The 16,920-nt window shown below is 69.7% G+C and carries 14 protein-coding genes and 1 pseudogene; 7 read left to right on the top strand and 8 right to left on the bottom strand.

What is annotated here, in order from left to right; translation table 11 throughout:
• Positions 1 to 197 (top strand): annotated as a pseudogene (locus tag VGZ32_RS19915) (ATPase); the annotation flags it as partial.
• A 36-nt stretch (positions 198 to 233) separates the two neighbouring features.
• Here the strand turns inward: VGZ32_RS19915 and VGZ32_RS19910 are convergent.
• Positions 234 to 1,190: an MBL fold metallo-hydrolase gene (locus VGZ32_RS19910; RefSeq protein ID WP_326887612.1), complete on the bottom strand. Its 957-nt coding sequence runs from the start codon at positions 1,188 to 1,190 to the stop codon at positions 234 to 236.
• Complete coding sequence (locus VGZ32_RS19905) at positions 1,187 to 2,173, bottom strand: NUDIX hydrolase (RefSeq protein WP_326887611.1); 987 nt, start codon at positions 2,171 to 2,173, stop codon at positions 1,187 to 1,189. The genes VGZ32_RS19910 and VGZ32_RS19905 overlap by 4 nt, the downstream gene beginning before the upstream one ends.
• A 103-nt stretch (positions 2,174 to 2,276) precedes the next feature.
• Between VGZ32_RS19905 and VGZ32_RS19900 the strand changes: the two genes are divergently transcribed.
• Genes VGZ32_RS19900 through VGZ32_RS19885 form a run of 4 tightly spaced genes read left to right on the top strand, consistent with a single transcriptional unit; the run spans position 2,277 to position 6,229 of the window.
• Positions 2,277 to 3,752, top strand: coding sequence for a DHA2 family efflux MFS transporter permease subunit (locus tag VGZ32_RS19900; RefSeq protein WP_349263673.1), 1,476 nt, complete (start codon positions 2,277 to 2,279; stop codon positions 3,750 to 3,752).
• 11 nt (positions 3,753 to 3,763) lie between these two features.
• Complete coding sequence (locus VGZ32_RS19895; protein WP_349263672.1) at positions 3,764 to 4,840, top strand: sigma-70 family RNA polymerase sigma factor; 1,077 nt, start codon at positions 3,764 to 3,766, stop codon at positions 4,838 to 4,840.
• Entirely contained in the window at positions 4,837 to 5,442 is a 606-nt protein-coding gene (locus tag VGZ32_RS19890) for a TIGR03086 family metal-binding protein (protein WP_326887608.1), read from the top strand. The genes VGZ32_RS19895 and VGZ32_RS19890 overlap by 4 nt, the downstream gene beginning before the upstream one ends.
• 10 nt (positions 5,443 to 5,452) lie before the next feature.
• Positions 5,453 to 6,229, top strand: a complete 777-nt coding sequence (locus VGZ32_RS19885; protein WP_326887607.1) for an SDR family oxidoreductase — start codon at positions 5,453 to 5,455, stop codon at positions 6,227 to 6,229.
• Between the two features lie 15 nt (positions 6,230 to 6,244).
• On the opposite strand, the gene VGZ32_RS19880 is transcribed toward VGZ32_RS19885, so the two are convergent.
• Positions 6,245 to 7,288, bottom strand: a complete 1,044-nt coding sequence (locus VGZ32_RS19880) for a hypothetical protein (protein ID WP_326887606.1) — start codon at positions 7,286 to 7,288, stop codon at positions 6,245 to 6,247.
• A 137-nt stretch (positions 7,289 to 7,425) separates the two neighbouring features.
• On the opposite strand from VGZ32_RS19880, the gene VGZ32_RS19875 reads away from it, so the two are divergent.
• Positions 7,426 to 8,469 carry a DUF4037 domain-containing protein gene (locus tag VGZ32_RS19875; protein ID WP_326887605.1) on the top strand — a complete coding sequence of 348 codons (1,044 nt, stop codon included), beginning with the start codon at positions 7,426 to 7,428 and terminating at the stop codon, positions 8,467 to 8,469.
• A gap of 150 nt (positions 8,470 to 8,619) precedes the next feature.
• Positions 8,620 to 10,611: a translation factor GTPase family protein gene (locus VGZ32_RS19870; RefSeq protein WP_326887604.1), complete on the top strand. Its 1,992-nt coding sequence runs from the start codon at positions 8,620 to 8,622 to the stop codon at positions 10,609 to 10,611.
• Here VGZ32_RS19870 and VGZ32_RS19865 read toward each other — a convergent pair.
• From VGZ32_RS19865 to VGZ32_RS19845, 5 genes are all read right to left on the bottom strand, one after another.
• Positions 10,608 to 11,573: an ABC transporter ATP-binding protein gene (locus VGZ32_RS19865; RefSeq protein ID WP_326887603.1), complete on the bottom strand. Its 966-nt coding sequence runs from the start codon at positions 11,571 to 11,573 to the stop codon at positions 10,608 to 10,610. The genes VGZ32_RS19870 and VGZ32_RS19865 overlap by 4 nt on opposite strands.
• Positions 11,570 to 13,564, bottom strand: a complete 1,995-nt coding sequence (locus VGZ32_RS19860; protein ID WP_326887602.1) for a dipeptide/oligopeptide/nickel ABC transporter permease/ATP-binding protein — start codon at positions 13,562 to 13,564, stop codon at positions 11,570 to 11,572. The genes VGZ32_RS19865 and VGZ32_RS19860 overlap by 4 nt, the downstream gene beginning before the upstream one ends.
• Before the next feature lie 6 nt (positions 13,565 to 13,570).
• Positions 13,571 to 14,560 carry an ABC transporter permease gene (locus VGZ32_RS19855; RefSeq protein WP_326887601.1) on the bottom strand — a complete coding sequence of 330 codons (990 nt, stop codon included), beginning with the start codon at positions 14,558 to 14,560 and terminating at the stop codon, positions 13,571 to 13,573.
• Positions 14,561 to 14,588: 28 nt separating this feature from the next.
• Positions 14,589 to 16,277, bottom strand: a complete 1,689-nt coding sequence (locus tag VGZ32_RS19850) for an ABC transporter substrate-binding protein (protein WP_326887600.1) — start codon at positions 16,275 to 16,277, stop codon at positions 14,589 to 14,591.
• A gap of 47 nt (positions 16,278 to 16,324) precedes the next feature.
• The coding region (locus VGZ32_RS19845; protein ID WP_326887599.1) for an ROK family protein at positions 16,325 to 16,920 on the bottom strand (596 nt) is incomplete at its 5' end.

Genomic DNA, 16,920 nt, shown 5'->3' with positions numbered 1-16,920 from the left:
TCGTCCTGATCGACGAGGTGGCCGCGGGGATCGCCGCCCGCAACGCCGCCGGCTGGGACCTGTGCCTGGACCGGCTGGCCGGTCACAGTCCCGCCGAAGACGCGTGGCGTGGGTTGTTCGCGCGCTACCGCACTGCCTTCGAACCCGAACTCGGCCCGCAGGAGGGACCGCCCGCGGGCTTCGAAGACCGGGCCTAGGCCTGGAGCCGACCCGTCGGCCGACGCGACGTCAGGTCAGGCCTTCGCCTCCGTCCACGCGCGAGCCATCTCGCCGAGGACGTTCGCCAGATCGGTCGGCTCGTCGGTGCCGAGGTGGGCGTACAGCGCGGCGGTGGTGATCACCAGCCGTTCCCGGGCGCGGCGGTCGTCGAAGCCGCCGAGGTCCATCGTCATCGCCGCCTCGCGGTAGCCGACGCCGGCCCGGTGCAGCGCGACCGTCTGCTCCTCGATGCGGGCCAGGTAGTCGCAGTAGTCGAGGATATCGGCCGCCGTCATGACCGGTCCGTGGCCGGGGACGAAGGTGTGCGCGCCGTCCGCGGCCAGGCCCCGTAGCAGGCCGATCCACTCGTCGAAGGACCCGGGCGCCCACTTGAGCATGTGCTCGCCGCCGAACACCAGGTCGCCCGCGTAGACGACGCCGTGGGCCGGGACGTGTACGACGAGGTCGCCCTCGGTGTGCGCGGGTCCGGCGAGCGGGATCAGCCGGACCTCGACGCCGCCGACGTCGCGCACCTCAGGAGCTTCGATGCCGACCGTGGGGTGGCGCACGGTGATGCCACCGAAGTCGAAGCGTCCGAATGCGTGCCGGGTGTAGTCGCCCAGCGGGCCGGGCGCCGCCGCGAGGGCGCGCAGCATCTCGGGAGTGATCTCGTGGTCGATCGTGGCGATGCAGCGCTCCGAGGCCAGCATCTCGGCCTCGGGGAACAGCTCGGCGCCGAAGGTGTGGTCGCCGTGGCCGTGGGTGACGGCGAGCCAGGACGGGGACGGGTCGAGCAGCGGCCCGGCGGAGTCGATCAGGTCCCTGGTCAGCTGGAGGCCGAACTGGGTGTCGATGAGCATGCTGACGCCGTCGCCGCGGATCAGGCCGGCGTTCGACAGCCCCCAGGACCCGTCGGGGAGCAGGTAGGCGTAGGTGGTGCCGGATTCGTCGAGGCGGTGCCAGCCGGCGGTGAAAGGAATCTTCGTCGTCATGGTCCCGATGATGCCCGGCCCGGTCTTGACCGTTCCACCGCTTCCACGGGAACCCTTGGGGCCACGGGCACCGGCTGCGCGGCGCGGACCGGCCGGTCGAGCGGGAAGGGCTCAGCGCCGAACGGGTCCTCGACCGGCCACATCAGCTCGATCGGATCGTCCTCGCGCGGGCGGGGACGCAGCCGCGCGGTCAGCGGGGCGGGCAGCGGGATCCGGGCTTCCGCGGCGGCCAGCACACCGGCGGTGTCGCGGTGCAGGGCGATCTCGCGCAGGGTGACGAGCGTCGGCGGCATCATGTCGATCCCGCCGGTCCGGTAGTCCGCGAGCGCGTCCAGGGGGCGATGCCAGACGGACAGGTCCGCCTCGCCGGAGACGTCGCGCGCCTGACCCCGCGCGGGCATCTCGGCGACGAAGAACCAGGTGTCGTACCGGCGGGGCTCGAACTCCGGCGTCACCCAGTGGGTCCAGGGGTGCAGCAGGTCGCCTCGCAGCACCAGGTCGAGGCGGGCGAACAGGTCGGCGAGCGTGGTCTCGTGGCGGGCCAGCGCCAGCCGGTCAGCCTCCCAGGCGTCGCCGGAGGTCTCGACCAGCGTGTCCGGGTCGGCGGCGGAGCTGGCCAACAGCACGCCGCACTCCTCGAAGGTCTCGCGCACGGCCGCGCACACCACCGCCCCGGCCAGCTCCACCGGACAGCCGAGCAGTTCGGCCCACGCGTCGGGCCGGGGGCCGCTCCAACCCGCCGGGAGGTCCGCGTCGCCGGGATCGACGCTGCCGCCGGGGAAGACGTACATGCCCGCGGCGAAGTCCATCGCCGAATGACGCCGCTGCATGTAGACCTCCGGCCCGCGCTCCGGGCGGCCGGGCTGGTCGCGCAGCAGCAGGATCGTCGCGGAGGGACGCGGCGGAACGGGCTCGAGGCCGCCGGTGGCCAGAGCCTCGATCCGTTCGGCCCATCCCGGGGGCAGCGATCCATAGCGCGTCACACGGCGGATGCTATCCCCCGCTGCCGACAACAATCCGGGCGTGCCCAGTCCCGATGCACTGCGCCTCCGCGATGAGTTTTCGGGGTGCGCGTGGTCAGTACCTATGACCGCACTCGCGCCGGAGGCACTGGAGGGAACTGTGAGCATCGGCATCCGGACGTCACGGGGCTGGGCCCTCGCGCTGACATCGGTGGCGTCGCTAATGGTGGCGCTCGATGCATTAGTCGTCACGACCGCCTTAAGCACCATCCGCGTGCATCTTCACGCTTCGATCGAATCTCTGGAATGGACGGTGAACGCTTACAACCTCAGCTTCGCCGTCTTCCTCATGACCGGTGCGGCGCTCGGCGACCGCTGGGGGCGCCGCCGTCTGTTCGTCATCGGGATCGCGCTGTTCACCGCCGCGTCGGCGGCGTGCGCCCTGTCATCGAGCGTCGACTGGCTCATCGCCGCCCGCGCCGTGCAGGGCATCGGGGCCGCGATGGTCATGCCGCTCGCGATGGCGCTGCTCAGCGCCGCGTTCCCGGCCGAGCGGCGGCCCTGGGCGTTCGGCATCTTCTCCAGCATCACCGGAGTCGCCGTCCTCGGCGGCCCGCTGATCGGCGGCGCCGTCACGCAGGGCCTCGCCTGGCAGTGGATCTTCTGGCTCAACGTCCCCCTCGGCGCGGCCCTCATCCCGCTGGTGCTCAGGCGGATCCCGCCGAGCGCCGGGACCGGCGGCGCGCTCGACCCGCTCGGCTTGGTGCTGTCCATCGGGGGCGCGCTCGGGCTGGTCTGGGGCCTGGTGCGGGGCAACAGCTCCGGCTGGGGCAGCGCGCAGGTGGTCGGTTCGCTGGCCGGCGGCCTGGTGCTCGGCGCCGCGTTCGTCGCCTGGGAGGCGCGCGCCCGGCATCCGCTGCTGTCGCTGCGGCTGTTCCGGTCCCGCGGCTTCTCCGCCGGCAACGCCTCGGCCTTCCTGATGTACGCCGCGCTGTACGGCACCGTCTTCTTCATGGCGCAGTACCTGCAGGCCGGCCTCGGCTACGGTCCGCTGGGCGCCGGGCTGCGGCTCGCCCCGTGGACCGCGACGCTCTTCGTGATCGCGCCGGCGTCCGGCGGGCTGGTCCATCGCTTCGGCGTGCGCCCGCTGATCGCGGCCGGGCTCGCCGGGCAGGCGGCCGGGATGGGGTGGCTCGCGCTGGTGGTCCACGCCGGGCTGCCGTACCCCGACCTGATCGCGCCGATGGTGCTGGCCGGGGCCGGAATCTCGGTCGCGATGCCCGCCGCTCAGACCGGCGTCATGGGCGCGGTCGCGCCCCGCGAGGCCGGGCAGGCGTCCGCGGCCTTCAACATGCTGCGTCAGCTCGGCGGGGTGTTCGGGATCGCGGTCCTGGTCGCGGTGTTCGCGGCGGGCGGCGGATACGGCTCGTCGCGGACGTTCGCCCACGGGTTCGCGGCCGCGCTCGGCGCGGCGGCGGCCCTTTCCCTTGCCGGAGCGTTCGCCGGGCTCGCGATTCCGTCGCGGCGCACCCAGACGGCCCCGGCCGAGCCGGTCACGGCGCCGGTTCCGGCGAGTTCCGGCGCCGCAGGTGGAAGGTAGGAGGGAGCGACATGACGCGGGGTGCGACCCAGACGGCGCGAAGGATGAAAACGGTGGACCGTGCAGACGACACGCGCGAGGAGTTCGGGCGGCTGACCGACCCGTACCGTCGCGAACTGCTGGCCCATTGCTACCGGATGCTCGGCTCCGTGCACGACGCCGAGGATCTCGTGCAGGAGACGTATCTGCGGGCCTGGCGGTCCTACGACGGCTTCGAGGGCCGTGCGTCGCTGCGGACTTGGTTGTACCGGATCGCGACCAACGCGTGCTTGACCGCGTTGGAGAGCCGGGACCGCCGCGCGCTGCCGTCCGGGCTGGCCGCCGCGTCGGAGCCGCCCGACGGTCCGCTCGATCCGGCCCGCCCGACCGAGACGGCGTGGCTCGAGCCGATGCCGGACGCGCTCGTGCGCTTGAGCCTCGGCCTCGGCGCACCCGCCGACCCGGCCGCGCTGGCGATCTCGCGGCAGAGCATGCGGCTGGCGTGGGTGGCGGCGCTTCAGCTGCTGCCCCCGCGCCAGCGTGCCGCGCTGATCCTGCACGACGTGCTGGCTTGGCGCGCGCACGAGATCGCCGGCTTGTTGGGCACCTCGACCGCTGCGGTGAACAGCGCGCTGCAGCGGGCTCGTGCGCAGCTCCAGCAGGACGCTCCCACCGAGGACGGTCTGGTGGAACCGGACGATCCGAAGCTGCGGTCGGTGCTCGACCGGTATGCCACCGCGTTCGAGCACGCGGACCTGGCTGCGTTGCTGCGGCTGCTGCGCGAGGACGTGGTGGTCGAGATGCCACCGCGGCCGGGCTGGTACGCGGGCCGCGAGGCGTGCGGCCGGTTCTTCGCCGTCCAGGTGTTCAGCCGGGAGCGCGGTTTCGTGATGGTGCCGACCGAGGCAAACGGCCAGCCCGCCGTCCTCGGCTACATGCCCGACGAGCACGGCACGTTGCACGCCCACACCGTCCAGGTGCTCACGGTCACGGACTCGGGGATCTCCCGGATCATCGCGTTCCTCGATCCTGAGCCGTCCCTGCTCGCTGGATTCGGCCTGCCCTTAACCCTCCCTGCCGTCACCCCGCCCCCAACCCCACTGCAATGACTGCGCAGCTCGACCTGACGGCTCTCGACGATCCGGCGGCGCTGCTGGACCGGGCGATCGGGTTCGCTCTCGGCGCGGTGCATGTGGTGACCCCGGCGAGGCTGTCAGATCCGACGCCGTGCGCGAAGTGGGATCTGGGCTCGCTGCTTCTGCACGTCACTGATTCGCTGGACGCACTCTGCGACGGCCTTTGCACCGGGAGAGTGGACCTCCCCGTGCTCGTCAGCGCATGCGCAGCCGGCGACCCGGCCGCGCAGGTTCGCGACCGGGCGGCCCGCCTGCGCGGCCGGACGAGCCACACGCCACGCAGCGAGCCGGTGCAGATCGCCGACCGCTCGCTCGACCCGCGGCTCATGCTCGGCGTCGGCGCCATCGAGATCGCGGTGCACGGTTGGGACATCGGCCGCGCCTGCGGCCTGAGGTGGCCGATCCCGCCCGCGCTCGCCGTCGACCTAGCCGCCATCAGCGCACTCATAGTCACCGGCGCCACCCGTCACCCAGCCTTCGCCGATCCAGTCGCGGTTCCGGGCCGGGCCTGCCCGAGCGACCGCCTCGTCGCCTTCCTCGGCCGCAACCCTGATTCGACTTACGACTCCCCTTAGGAGACAGCACATGGAAACACAGCACGTGGATACTCAACCGCTTGCCGGATCGACCGCGATCGTCACCGGGGCGAGCCGGGGCTTCGGACGTGCCATCTGCGCGGCGCTGGCCGGCGCGGGCGCACGCGTTATCGGCGTGGCACGCACCCGGACGGCGCTCGAGCAGGTCGAGGAGAACCTGAGCCAGGTCGGTGCGTCGTTCATCCCGTTCGCGGCCGACGCCACGGATCCGACCGTGGCAGGCCTCTTACTCGACGAGTACCGGCCGGATCTGATCGTCCTCGACGCCGGCGCCTCTCCGCTGGCCCGTCCCGTGCAGCACCACACCTGGGAGACGTTCAGCGCGGCTTGGGAGATGGATGTGCGCCAGGCGTTCCACTGGACCCGGGAGGCGCTGCTGACGCCGCTGCGGCCGGGCAGCCAGGTCATCGCGTTCTCCAGCGGGGCCGCCGTCGCCGGCTCGCCGATGAGCGGCGGCTACTCCGGGGCGAAGGCGATGATCAGGTTCCTGATGTCGTACGCCGCCGACGAGTCGGACCGCGCCGGGCTGGGCATCCGCTTCACCGCCGTGCTGCCGGCGCTGACCCCGGAGACCCAGCTGGGCGCCCGCGCCGTCGCCGCATACGCGAACCGGGCAGGCGTGGACGTCGAGACCTTCCTCAAGGAGCGCGGCCCCATCCTGACGCCCAAGCATGTCGGCGAAGCAGTGCTCGGTCTCGCCACCGGCGCCGAGCCGTATCACCCTGCCTCCATGCTCACGGCCTCAGGCCTGACCCCGCTCAAATGACGGACGCGCTGCACCTCACGCCCTCTCCCCGTCCCAATACTCTGCGACACGCGCAGGTTCAAAAGCTCCCCTGTCAGTCACGATCCTGGTGACGAACCGCGGCGGAGTGACATCGAAGGCGGGGTAGTGGCCGCGGGTGACGAGCGGCGAGGCGGTGCGGATTCCCTGCGTGGAAAGGACTTCCGCACCGTCGCGCTCCTCGACGACCACGTCGGCCGCCTTCAGCGCCTGCGGGTCCGGGGCGTGGATGAACGCGTAGTAGGGCACTTCGAACGCGTGGGCCGCGACGGCCGCGCCCAGGGTGCCGACCTTGTTGAATACGTGTCCATCCATGCTCACCCGGTCCGCCGCGGTGACCAGCGCATCGATCGATCCCAGCGCCGAGAACGGGCTCAGCACCGCGGCTGCCATCCCGTCCGTGATCAGGGTGACGTCCTGACCCATCTCGGCGAGTGTGTGCGCGGTGAGCCGGGCGCCCTGAAGGTAGGGCCTGGTCTCGGTGGCGACGTACCGGAATCGCTTGCCGACCTGGTCGGCGGCCCGGACGAACTCGATCAGATACGTGTCCATCCAGCAGTGCGTCAGAATCCTGGCGCCGTCGTCCACGAGGGCCACGGCGTGCCGCGCCAGCGCCCTGCTTCGCGCCCGGTAGTACTCGTCCTGCGCGGCGGCCGCCAGCGAAGCCGTCTCCACGATCTCGCCCGTGCCCGCGTCCGTAGGCAGCGCGGAAAGCTCCCCCATCACGGCAGCCACCACGTCGCGCACGATGTTGTTCGTCGGCCGCGCAGCCGTCAGCCGCTGCCCCGCCGTCCGCAAGGCGGCCAACGCGGACTCCGGCGAGGCGCCAACCTGCTGACGCGCGACCAAGACCAGCCCGGCCGCGGCGGCAAAGCAAGGCCCGAGACTCTGCGTAACCATGTCCCGGATCGCCGCGGCGACCTCGACGTCAGAACGTGCCGCGACCCACTCCACCCGGTGCGGAAAGACCCGCCGGTCCAGGATCAGCACGGCATCGTCCTCGAACCGCACGCTGCGGTCGAGCACCGGGTCCGGAAGCATGCGCCCTCCAGGACGTGCCAGGCGCGGGCACGCCCACCCGCGTCCGCGATGATCTCGAGTCTAATGAGCCGCGATGCCCCGCGCCCGCCCGCTAAACCAGTTGCCGGGCCGGCCCGGGGCTCTGCCACAGTGAGGGCGTGACAAGCGCCTTCGCTCCTGGTCTTGAGCTTGCCCGGCGGTTCTACGCCGACGAGGTCGCTCCCCTCCTGCGCACCACCCTGGACGGCGTCCCGAATTCGGCGGCGCTGATCGGCTTGGGCTCGGAGGTACAGAGCTTCGACACCGTGCGGTCCACTGACCACGCCTGGGGTCCGCGCCTGCAGATCTTCCTGAACAGGGACAACTTCCAGTCGTGCCGTGACGATCTCGACGCGGTGCTCGATCGTGAGCTGCCCTCGGAGTTCGGTGGCTACCCAGTCCGCTTCCCCTTCCCCGACAGCACGCCGCCGCGGCACTGGGCACACATCCTCGATCTCGACGCTTATTTCTCCGGGATACTCGACGCCGATCCCGCCGGCGGCCTCTCGACCCGGGAGTGGCTCAAGGCGCCGACGCAGACGCTTCGGGAGCTGACGGGCGGCGCCGTCTTCCACGACGGGCTCGGACGGCTCGAGGAGTATCGACGGAGCCTGACGTGGTATCCGGACGACGTGTGGCGGTACATCCTGGCCTGCCAGTGGATGCGGCTGGACCAGGAGGAGCCGTTCGTCGGGCGGTGCGGCGAGGTGGGCGACGACCTCGGCTCCGCGGTGGTCGCGGCGCGTCAGGTAAGAGATCTGATGAAGCTTTGCCTGCTGATGGGCCGGGTCTACCCGCCGTACAGCAAGTGGCTCGGAACGGCGTTCTCCGCGCTGCCGTGCGCTGGGGCGCTCACGCCTTCCCTCACCGCCGCTCTGGCGGCCACCAGTTGGCAGGAGCGGGAGCGCCACCTCACCGTCGCGTACGAGTTCGTCGCGGGAATGCACAACGAACTCGGTCTGACCGAGCCGCTGGACACCAAGGTCCGCTACTTCCACAGCCGCCCGTTCCTGGTCCTCGACGCGCGCCGGTTCAGCCACGCCCTCGTCGCGACCGTCACCGACCCGGACCTCGAAGACCTGCCCTACGTCGGCGCGTTCGACCAGTTCGTGGACAGCACAGACATGATCGGCACCGACCGGCGACGCCGCTACCTGCGCTGATCCGCCCGCCCGTAAATCAATTGCCCACCCGGAATACATCTGCTGCAATGTCCGGGTCGGAGCACCCAGCCCCAAGGAGAATCCAGATGCGCGCAGCCTTCATGTCCATCCAGCCGGGGAACTTCACCCATCCTGAGGACATGAGGCTTCGTGAAATCGCTGAACTTGGGGATTCTGGCGCACGTCGACGCCGGTAAGACCAGCCTGACCGAGCGGCTTCTGCACGCCGCCGGGGTCATCGACGAGCTCGGCAGCGTCGACGACGGCAACACCCAGACCGATTCCCTCGCGCTGGAGCGCGAACGCGGGATCACCATCAAGTCCGCCGTCGTCTCGTTCGCGCTCGGCGACGTCGCGGTCAACCTGATCGACACGCCCGGTCACCCGGACTTCATCGCCGAGGTGGAGCGGGTGCTGAATGTGCTCGACGGCGCTGTGCTGGTGGTCTCCGCGGTCGAGGGGGTGCAGGCGCAGACCAGGGTCCTGATGCGGGTCCTGCAACGGCTGCGCATCCCGACGCTCGTCTTCGTGAACAAGATCGACCGTGCCGGAGCCCAGTACGACCTGACGCTTCGCGCCGTTTCGGAGAAACTCAGTCCCGCGGTTATCGCGATGGGCACGGCAAGCGGGCTCGGCACACAGGCTGCCTCCTTTGACGCGTTCCAGTTCGGCGACCGGGAATTCAGGTCTCGACTGACCGAATTGCTGGCGGAGAACGACGACGCGATTCTCGCCGCTTATCTGGACACGACAATCCGCGACGACAAGCTGTTCGCGGCGCTCAAAAGCCAGACCGGGCGGGCGCTTGTCCATCCGATGTATTTCGGCTCTGCGATCACCGGCGCCGGTGTGGACGCCCTCGCCGCCGGTATCAGGGACCTGCTCCCGCCCGCGCCAGGAGACACAGACGCGCCTCCGGCCGGCACCGTGTTCAAGGTCGAGCGCGGCCCGGCCGGCGAGAAGATCGCCTATGCGCGGATGTTCGCCGGGACGGTGCGGGTACGCGATCGGCTCCGGCTGCGCGGCGGCGCGGAAGAGAAAGTCACCGCGATCAACGTGTTCGAACACGGCTCGGCCGTGCGACGTGACGCGGTCCTGGCGGGGCAGATCGCCAAGCTGTGGGGCCTCGGCGACATCCGCATCGGCGACCCGATCGGCCTGCCCGAAGGCGCCGCGCCGGAAAGCCACTTCGCCCCGCCGACGCTGGAGACCGTGGTCGTCCCCGGCCAGCCGTCCGAGAAGGGATCGCTGCACGCCGCGCTCGCCCAGTTCGCCGAGCAGGACCCGCTGATCGGCCTGCGCCAGGACGAGATCCGGCAGGAAATCTCCGTCTCCCTCTACGGCGAGGTACAGAAGGAGGTCATCCAGGCGACGCTCAAGGACGAGTTCGACCTCGACGTCACCTTCCGCGAGACCACGACGGTCTACATCGAGCGGCCGACCGGCATCGGCACCGCCTTCGAGAAGGGTGGCAAGGACAAGGACGTGAACCCGTTCCTCGCCACCGTCGGGCTGCGCGTTGATCCCGCCCCGGTCGGCGCTGGGATCGAGTTCCGCCTGGAGGTCGAGCTCGGCGCGATGCCGTACGCGTTCTTCAAGGCGGTCGAGGACACGGTCACGGAGACGCTGCAGCAGGGTCTTTACGGCTGGCGGGTGGCCGACTGCGTCGTGACCATGACGCACTGCGGGTACTGGCCGCGGCAGAGCCACGCGCACCAGAAGTTCGACAAGAGCATGTCGAGCACGGGCGCCGATTTCCGTGGCCTGACACCGCTGGTGCTGATGAGCGCCCTGAAAGAGGCCGGGACCGTGGTCTGCGAGCCGATGCACCGGTTCCGCCTCGACCTGCCCGCGGACACGGTCGCGGCGGTGCTGCCCGTGCTGGCTCGGCTCGGCGCCGTTCCGCTGACCCAGACGTTGGAACGCGAGGTCTGCCTGATCGAAGGCGAAATCCCCGCCGCGCAGGTGCACGCTCTCGAGCGGCAGCTGCCCTCACTCACCCGAGGCGAGGGCGCGCTCGAATCCGCCTTCGACCACTACCAGCCGGTGCGCGGCGAGTTCCCGACCCGGCCGCGCTGGGACCACAATCCGCTGAACCGGAAGGAGTATCTGCTCCACGTCCAGCGCCGCGTCAGCCGCTAAGTCGCGACGTGGCAGGCCGCCTCGTGCGCCGGACCAAGCTCCCGCAGGCGCGGGGTGACCGAGTCGCACACGTCGATCGCCAGCGGGCAGCGGGCACGGAAGCGGCAGCCCGGAGCCGGGTCGATGACCGCAGGCGGCTCTGCCTTCGCCGCCTCCGAGTCCACGCCCAAGGGCGCGCGCGGATCCGGTACGGCTGAGAGAAGCAGCTGGGTGTACGGGTGCTTCGGATCAGCGAGCACTGACTCTGTTGGCCCCGATTCGACCACGTGGCCGCCGTACATGACCAGCAAACGGTCCGACACGTACCGCGCGCTGGCGATGTCGTGGGTGATGTAGAGGAACGAGACGCCCTCGGTCTCCCGGAGCCGGGCCATCACGTTGAGCAGGCCGATCCGGATCGAGACGTCGAGCATGGAGACAGGCTCGTCGGCCAGGATCAGCTTCGGCTTGTAGGCCAGCGCCTGGGCGAACCCGATCCGCTGCCGCTGCCCACCGGACAGCTCGTAGGGATAGCGGCCGAGGATGTCAGCGGCCGGATGCAGGCCGACCGCCTCGACCACGCGCTCGGCCTCCTCCAGCCGCTGCTGCCGGTTCAGCTCGGGCCGGTGCAGCCTCAGCCCGCGCAGGATCCCGTGCGAGACGCGGTACGCGGGATTCAGGGAGCTGAAGGGGTCCTGGAACACCATCGGCACGTCGCTGCGATACGCGAGCTGCGCCTTGCGCCCGCGCATCGACGTCAGGGGCTTGCCTTCGAAGCGGATCTCGCCATCGGTCGGCTTGTACACCTGGGCGAGCAGGCGCGCGATGGTGGACTTGCCGCTCCCGCTTTCGCCGACCAGCGCGACGATCTCGCGGCGCCCGATCTTCAGGTCGACGTCGTCGACGGCGTGCAGCATGTGCCGCCCGAAGCCGGTGCCGACCTTGAAGTGGCGGGTGAGCCCGGACGTCTCGAGCAGTGTCATGAGCTGACCTCCACGGGCGGCACGGGCCGCGAGAGCCGGTCCGGGGTCAGCAGCAGGCACCGCGCCTGCGCCGTGCCGACCTGATACAAGACGGGTTCAACGGTCTTACACTGCTCCTCGGCCACCGGGCAACGCGGATGGAACCGGCAGCCGCTCGGCGGGCTGGCGAGGTCCGGTGGGCTGCCCGGGATGCCCTTGAGCTCGACCCGCTCGCCACGGATCGACGGGAACGCGTCGAGCAGGCCGCGGCTGTACGGATGCGCCGGGGTGTCGAACACCGTCCGGGTCGGGCCGTCCTCGACCACCAGCCCCGCGTACATCACCAGCAACCGGTCGGAGAACCGGCTGACCAGCGACATGTCGTGGGTGACGAAGACGACTGCGAAGCCCAGCAGCTGTTGCAGCTCCTTGATCTGCACCATGAGTGAGCGCTGCGCGACCACGTCCAGCGCCGATGTCGGCTCGTCCATGATGATCAGGTCGGGGGTGAATAGCAGCGCCATCGCGATCATCGCGCGCTGCCGCATGCCGCCGGACAGCTGGTGCGGGTAGCTGCGCAGGTGCACCGGGTCGATCCCGACCAGCCGCATGACCTCGACGCTGCGTTCCCTGATCTTCTCGTCGGTGTACTTGGCGTGCGCCTCGATGGCGTCCTTGAACTGGGCCGCGATGGTGCGCACCGGGTTGAGCGCGTTCATCGCGCTCTGCATCACCACGGAGTAGTCGCGCCACCGCAGCACATTGAGCTGCTTCTCGTTCATGGTGACCAGGTTGCGACCCTTGAACAGAACGCTGCCGCCGGTGATCGAGGCGGGCGGGCTCAGCAGCCGGGCGATCGCGAAGAGCATGGTCGACTTCCCGCAGCCGGACTCGCCGACCACACCGACGAACTCCCCGCGGCCGACCTCGAAATCGACCCCGGCGACCGCCGCCACCGGGCCGCGCGCCGTCGCGTACTCGACCCTCAGATCCTTGACACGCAGCAGCGGTCCGCCCGTGTCCTCCTCCCCCGTGTCCTCGCCCGCGTCCTCCTCGGCCGCACTTCCCTCGATCGCACTCTCGATCAGTTCCCTGCGCGCCTTGCGCTCCTTCGCCTTGACCGGCCGCAGCGCCGGGTTCCCGATCTCGTCGAACGCGTAGTTCATCAGCGCGAACGCCGCGCCGAGCAGAGCGACGCACAGGCCCGGCGCGATCGACCACAGCGGCAGGCCGGTCTGCAGCGCCTGCTGGTTCTGCGCCCAGTAGAGCATCGTGCCCCAGCTCTGCGAGTTCGGGTCGCCGAGCCCGAGGAACTGCAGGCCCGCGGCGCTGAGCACCGAGTAGAGCGCCGCGCCGAGGAAGTTCGCCACAATCAGGGAGGTCATCGTGGGCAGCACCTCGGCCACGATGATGTACGAGCGCCGTTCGCCGCGTACCCGCGCGGATTCCAGGAACTCGCGGTTGCGCAGCGAGAGCGCCTGGGCCCGCATCTGGTTCGCGCCGTACGCCCAGCCGGTGACCACCAGCACGGCCAGCAGGACGGTGAGCGAACCGTGCCCCGCGTACTTGGCCAGGATGATGATCAGCGGGAAGGCCGGGATCACCAGCACCACGTTGGTCAGCATCGACAGCAGGTCGTCGAAGATGCCGCCGAGATACGCCGCGGACACCCCGATCAGCACCGACAGCACGGTGGCGAAGAACCCTGCCACCACCGCGATGATCAGCGACTGCCGGGTGCCGTAGATCAGCTGCGAGTAAATGTCCTGCCCCAGCCCGGTGGTGCCGAGCAGGTGGGCGCTGGACGGCCCCAGCCGAGGCGGGTAGACCAGCGCGTTTGCGTCCCGCACGGAGGTGAACAGCCCCGGCGCGATCGCGACCACCGTGAAGATCAGCAGGATGATGGTCCCGGCCATCGCCTTGCGGTTGCCGCGCAGCGCCCGCCAGAACGCCGCGCCGGCGCGGCTCTTCGGCTTCGGCGTGGCGGCCGTCGTCCCTTGAAGCACGCTCATCGGCCGCTACTCCTTCGCCCGTGCGCGCGGATCGAGCCACGCGGTCGCCAGGTCGCAGACCAGCACCGCGACCAGGACGGCGACCGTGAACAGCATGAACAGGACCTGCATCAGCGGGTAGTCGACGTTCTGCACCGCGTTGTAGAGCAGGTAGCCGAGGCCCGGGTAGTTGAACACGTACTCGATGAGGATGGCGCCGGAGATCACGAAGCCGAGCGACATCGCGAACCCGGAGAGGTTGGGCAGGAAGGCGTTGCGCGCCGCGTAGCCGTACATGATCTTCCGGTTCGACAGGCCCTTGGCCCGTCCCATCCGCACGTAGTCCTCGGCCAACGTGGTGATCATGTTGTTGCGCATGGTCAGGATCCAGCCGCCGATCGAGGTGATCAGCAGTGTCGCGGCCGGCAGGACCGCGTGTTGCAGGACGCTGCCGATGAAGCCCGGCGAGAATCCCGGGACCAGCGACGGGTCGTAGTTGAAGTCGCTCGGCAGGATGCCGCCGGCCGACACCGAGAAGATCAGGATCAGCAGCAGCGCGACCCAGAAGTACGGCAGCGCCGAGGTGACCACGAACACTGGCGGCAGGATCGCGTCGAGCAGGCCGCCGCGCCGCCAGCCGGCCACGATCCCGATCAGCGTGCCGAGCGCGAAGGCCAGCACGGTGGTGATGCCGACCAGGCCCAGCGTCCACGGCAGGGCCTGGCCGACGATCGTGGTCACCGGCTCGCCGAGGGTCTGCCCGATCGACACCCCCCAGTGGCCGGTCAGCATGTTGCCGAGATAATCAATATACTGAATCCCCGCGTTCTGATTCGGCTTGAACCCGAACGAGGTGAGCATCTGCTGGAGCGTCTCCGAGGAGACCTTGCCGCGGGTCCGGTCGCGCAGCGCGTTGACCGGACTACCCGGCATGAACCTCGGGATGAAGAAGTTCAGGGTCAGCGCGGCCCACAGCGTGAGCAGGAAGAATCCGCCGCGCCTGAGCAGGTATCTCACGACTCTCGCCTCCTGGGCCGCGCCGGGCCTACTGGGCCGACCTGGAGTACAGGTGCAGCAGCACCTGCTCGACGTCGGGGAAGTTGAACGCCGCGGGCTGGGCGTACTGGTTCTGCGCGCTCGGCCAGCCGCCGAGGTCCGAGGTGTTGTACTGGAACCAGTCCACCGACTCGGTCACCGGGATCAGCGGCACGTCGCGGACCATCGCGGCCTCGACCTGCTTCATGATGGAGACCTGTCCGGCGTCGTCCGCAGTCGCGTACTGGTTGAACAGGGTGTCGACGGCGGAGTTGCTGTAGCGCTCGTAGTTGCCGTTCGCGGTCTGGCCGAGCGGCGCGCTGTTGGCCGAGTCGAGCATCTCGCGCAGCTCGTAGTACGGCGTCGGGCCGCCGGTCGGCTCGCCGTAGTAGGCCAGGTCGAAGTCGCCGGTGAACAGCTTCGTGTCAAAGGTCTGCTGAGCCAGGTCGGAGACGTTGAGGTTGATGCCGATCGGGGCGAGCTCCTGCTTGATGACCGCGAGCGAGGCGTCCCAGTCGGTGTAGCCGGTGATGGTGATGACCGTCAGGTTCAGCGGGTGCGACGGCGAGTAGCCCGCGCTCGCCAGCAGCGTCGCAGCCTTCTGCTGGTCCGGCTTGTCATACCCGGCCGAACTGACCGCCGAGGCGTCGTAGTACTTCTGGAACGTCGGCAGCACCACTCCGCTCTGGTTGGCCGGCGGCTCCTCGCCGCCCTCGCCGATCGCCGCGATCTGGGTGCGGTCGATCGCCGTCGCAATGGCCTGACGCACCGCCAGCGTGCTGGTCGCCTTGTGCGAGGGATCGAGGTTGGGGAAGATCGAGACGTTCAACACCGGCGGCGACCAGGTGTGGTTGTCGGCGGACTTGGCCAGGTAGAACTGCTGGATCCCGGGGATGTACTGGCTGCCCCACTGGGCCTTGCCCGAGGCCAGGTCCAGGTTCGCCGGGCCGTTGTCCAGGTACGCCGGGTACTCGATCTTCTGGACGTACGGCTTGCCGGCCTGCCAGTAGTCCGGGTTCGCCGTGTACTGGATGTTGTTCGCGGAGCAGGGGTTCACCAGGAACGGGCCCGTGCCCACCGGGTTCGAGTCAGCCCACGTATCGGGATGTGCCGCCGCATCGCCAGCGGAGAAGATGTGCTTGGGGACGATCGCGACCTGGTCGGCGAAGAAGTAGAAGTACGGCTGCGCGGACTGCTTGAAGTCCATCGTCACCGTGTTGCCCGAGGCGGTGACGCTCTCCAGCCCGGCCGCGGACCACAGGGCATAGAGGTCCGTCGCAGGGGTCTGCTTCATTAGGTTAAAGGTGAACGCGACGTCGTCCGCGGTGAACGGCTGCCCGTCGCTCCACTTCACCCCGCCGCGGATGGTGAACACGATCGAGGTCTTGTCCGCGTTCCACTGGTAACCGGTGGCCAGCATCGGGGTCTCGGCCTGATTGTTGAGTTCGTCCACGAAGATCAGCGGCTCGTAGACGAAGCCGATGGACTCGGCGTACACGGCCGGGTTGAACGGGTTGAACTGGCAGGTCCAGGTCTGGCCCTGCTCGTTGGCGATGGTGACCGTGCCGCCCTTCTTGTGCGGGCCGTTGTCCGACACCGTGGAGCCGCCCGACGCAGAGCCCTTGTGCTGCGTACTGGAACAGCCGGCCACGGCCAGGACCGCCGCGGCCGCGACGGCGACGAGTTTTGTGCCTTTCATTGCTCCCAGTCCCTTCGTGGAACCAACAAGACGAAGAAGTGCGGGCGTCATACCTCGGCGGTCTCGCGCGCGGCCGCCAGCCCGAGCGCGAGGGCCCCCATCAGCGGCGCGTCGTAGGGGAACGCGGCGCGCACGAGTTCGGGCGGGAAGGGGACCGCGGCGTCGAGGGCCCGGCGCAGGCCGTCGCGCAGCATGTCCCAGGAGCGCACCATGCCGCCGCCAACCGCGATGCGGGCCGGGTCGATCGCAATGGTGAGGTTGACCAGGTGGAACGACAGCTCGGCGATGAAGGACTCGAACAACCCCGCGAGCCGGGAGTCAGAGGCGACACGGGAAAACAATTCGTCGGCCCCGGACGCATGCGGCAGAAGCGCAGCTGCCTCCGTCATCAGAGCCTTGCCGCTGACGACGTCCTCCAGCAGCACCCGCTCCTCGGCAAGCCGCCAGACGTCGCCGCGCTCCCGCAGGTTGTACCCGATCTCCCCCGACGCGCCGTTGCGCCCGACGACCACAGTGCCAGCGGTGATGATCGCAACAGCGAGACCGGTGCCGAGGTTGAGGTAGATAGCGGGATCGCAGTCAGCCAAAGCGCCGGACGAGGCCTCGACCTGCGCGGCAGCCTTGACGTCAGTGGTGAGCCGAA

The organism is Actinocrinis sp. (genome assembly GCF_035938995.1).
Lineage (GTDB): Bacteria > Actinomycetota > Actinomycetes > Streptomycetales > Catenulisporaceae > DASZGI01.
The sequence above is the reverse complement of the archived record's forward strand: the minus strand, read 5'-3'. Positions and strand labels throughout refer to the sequence as shown.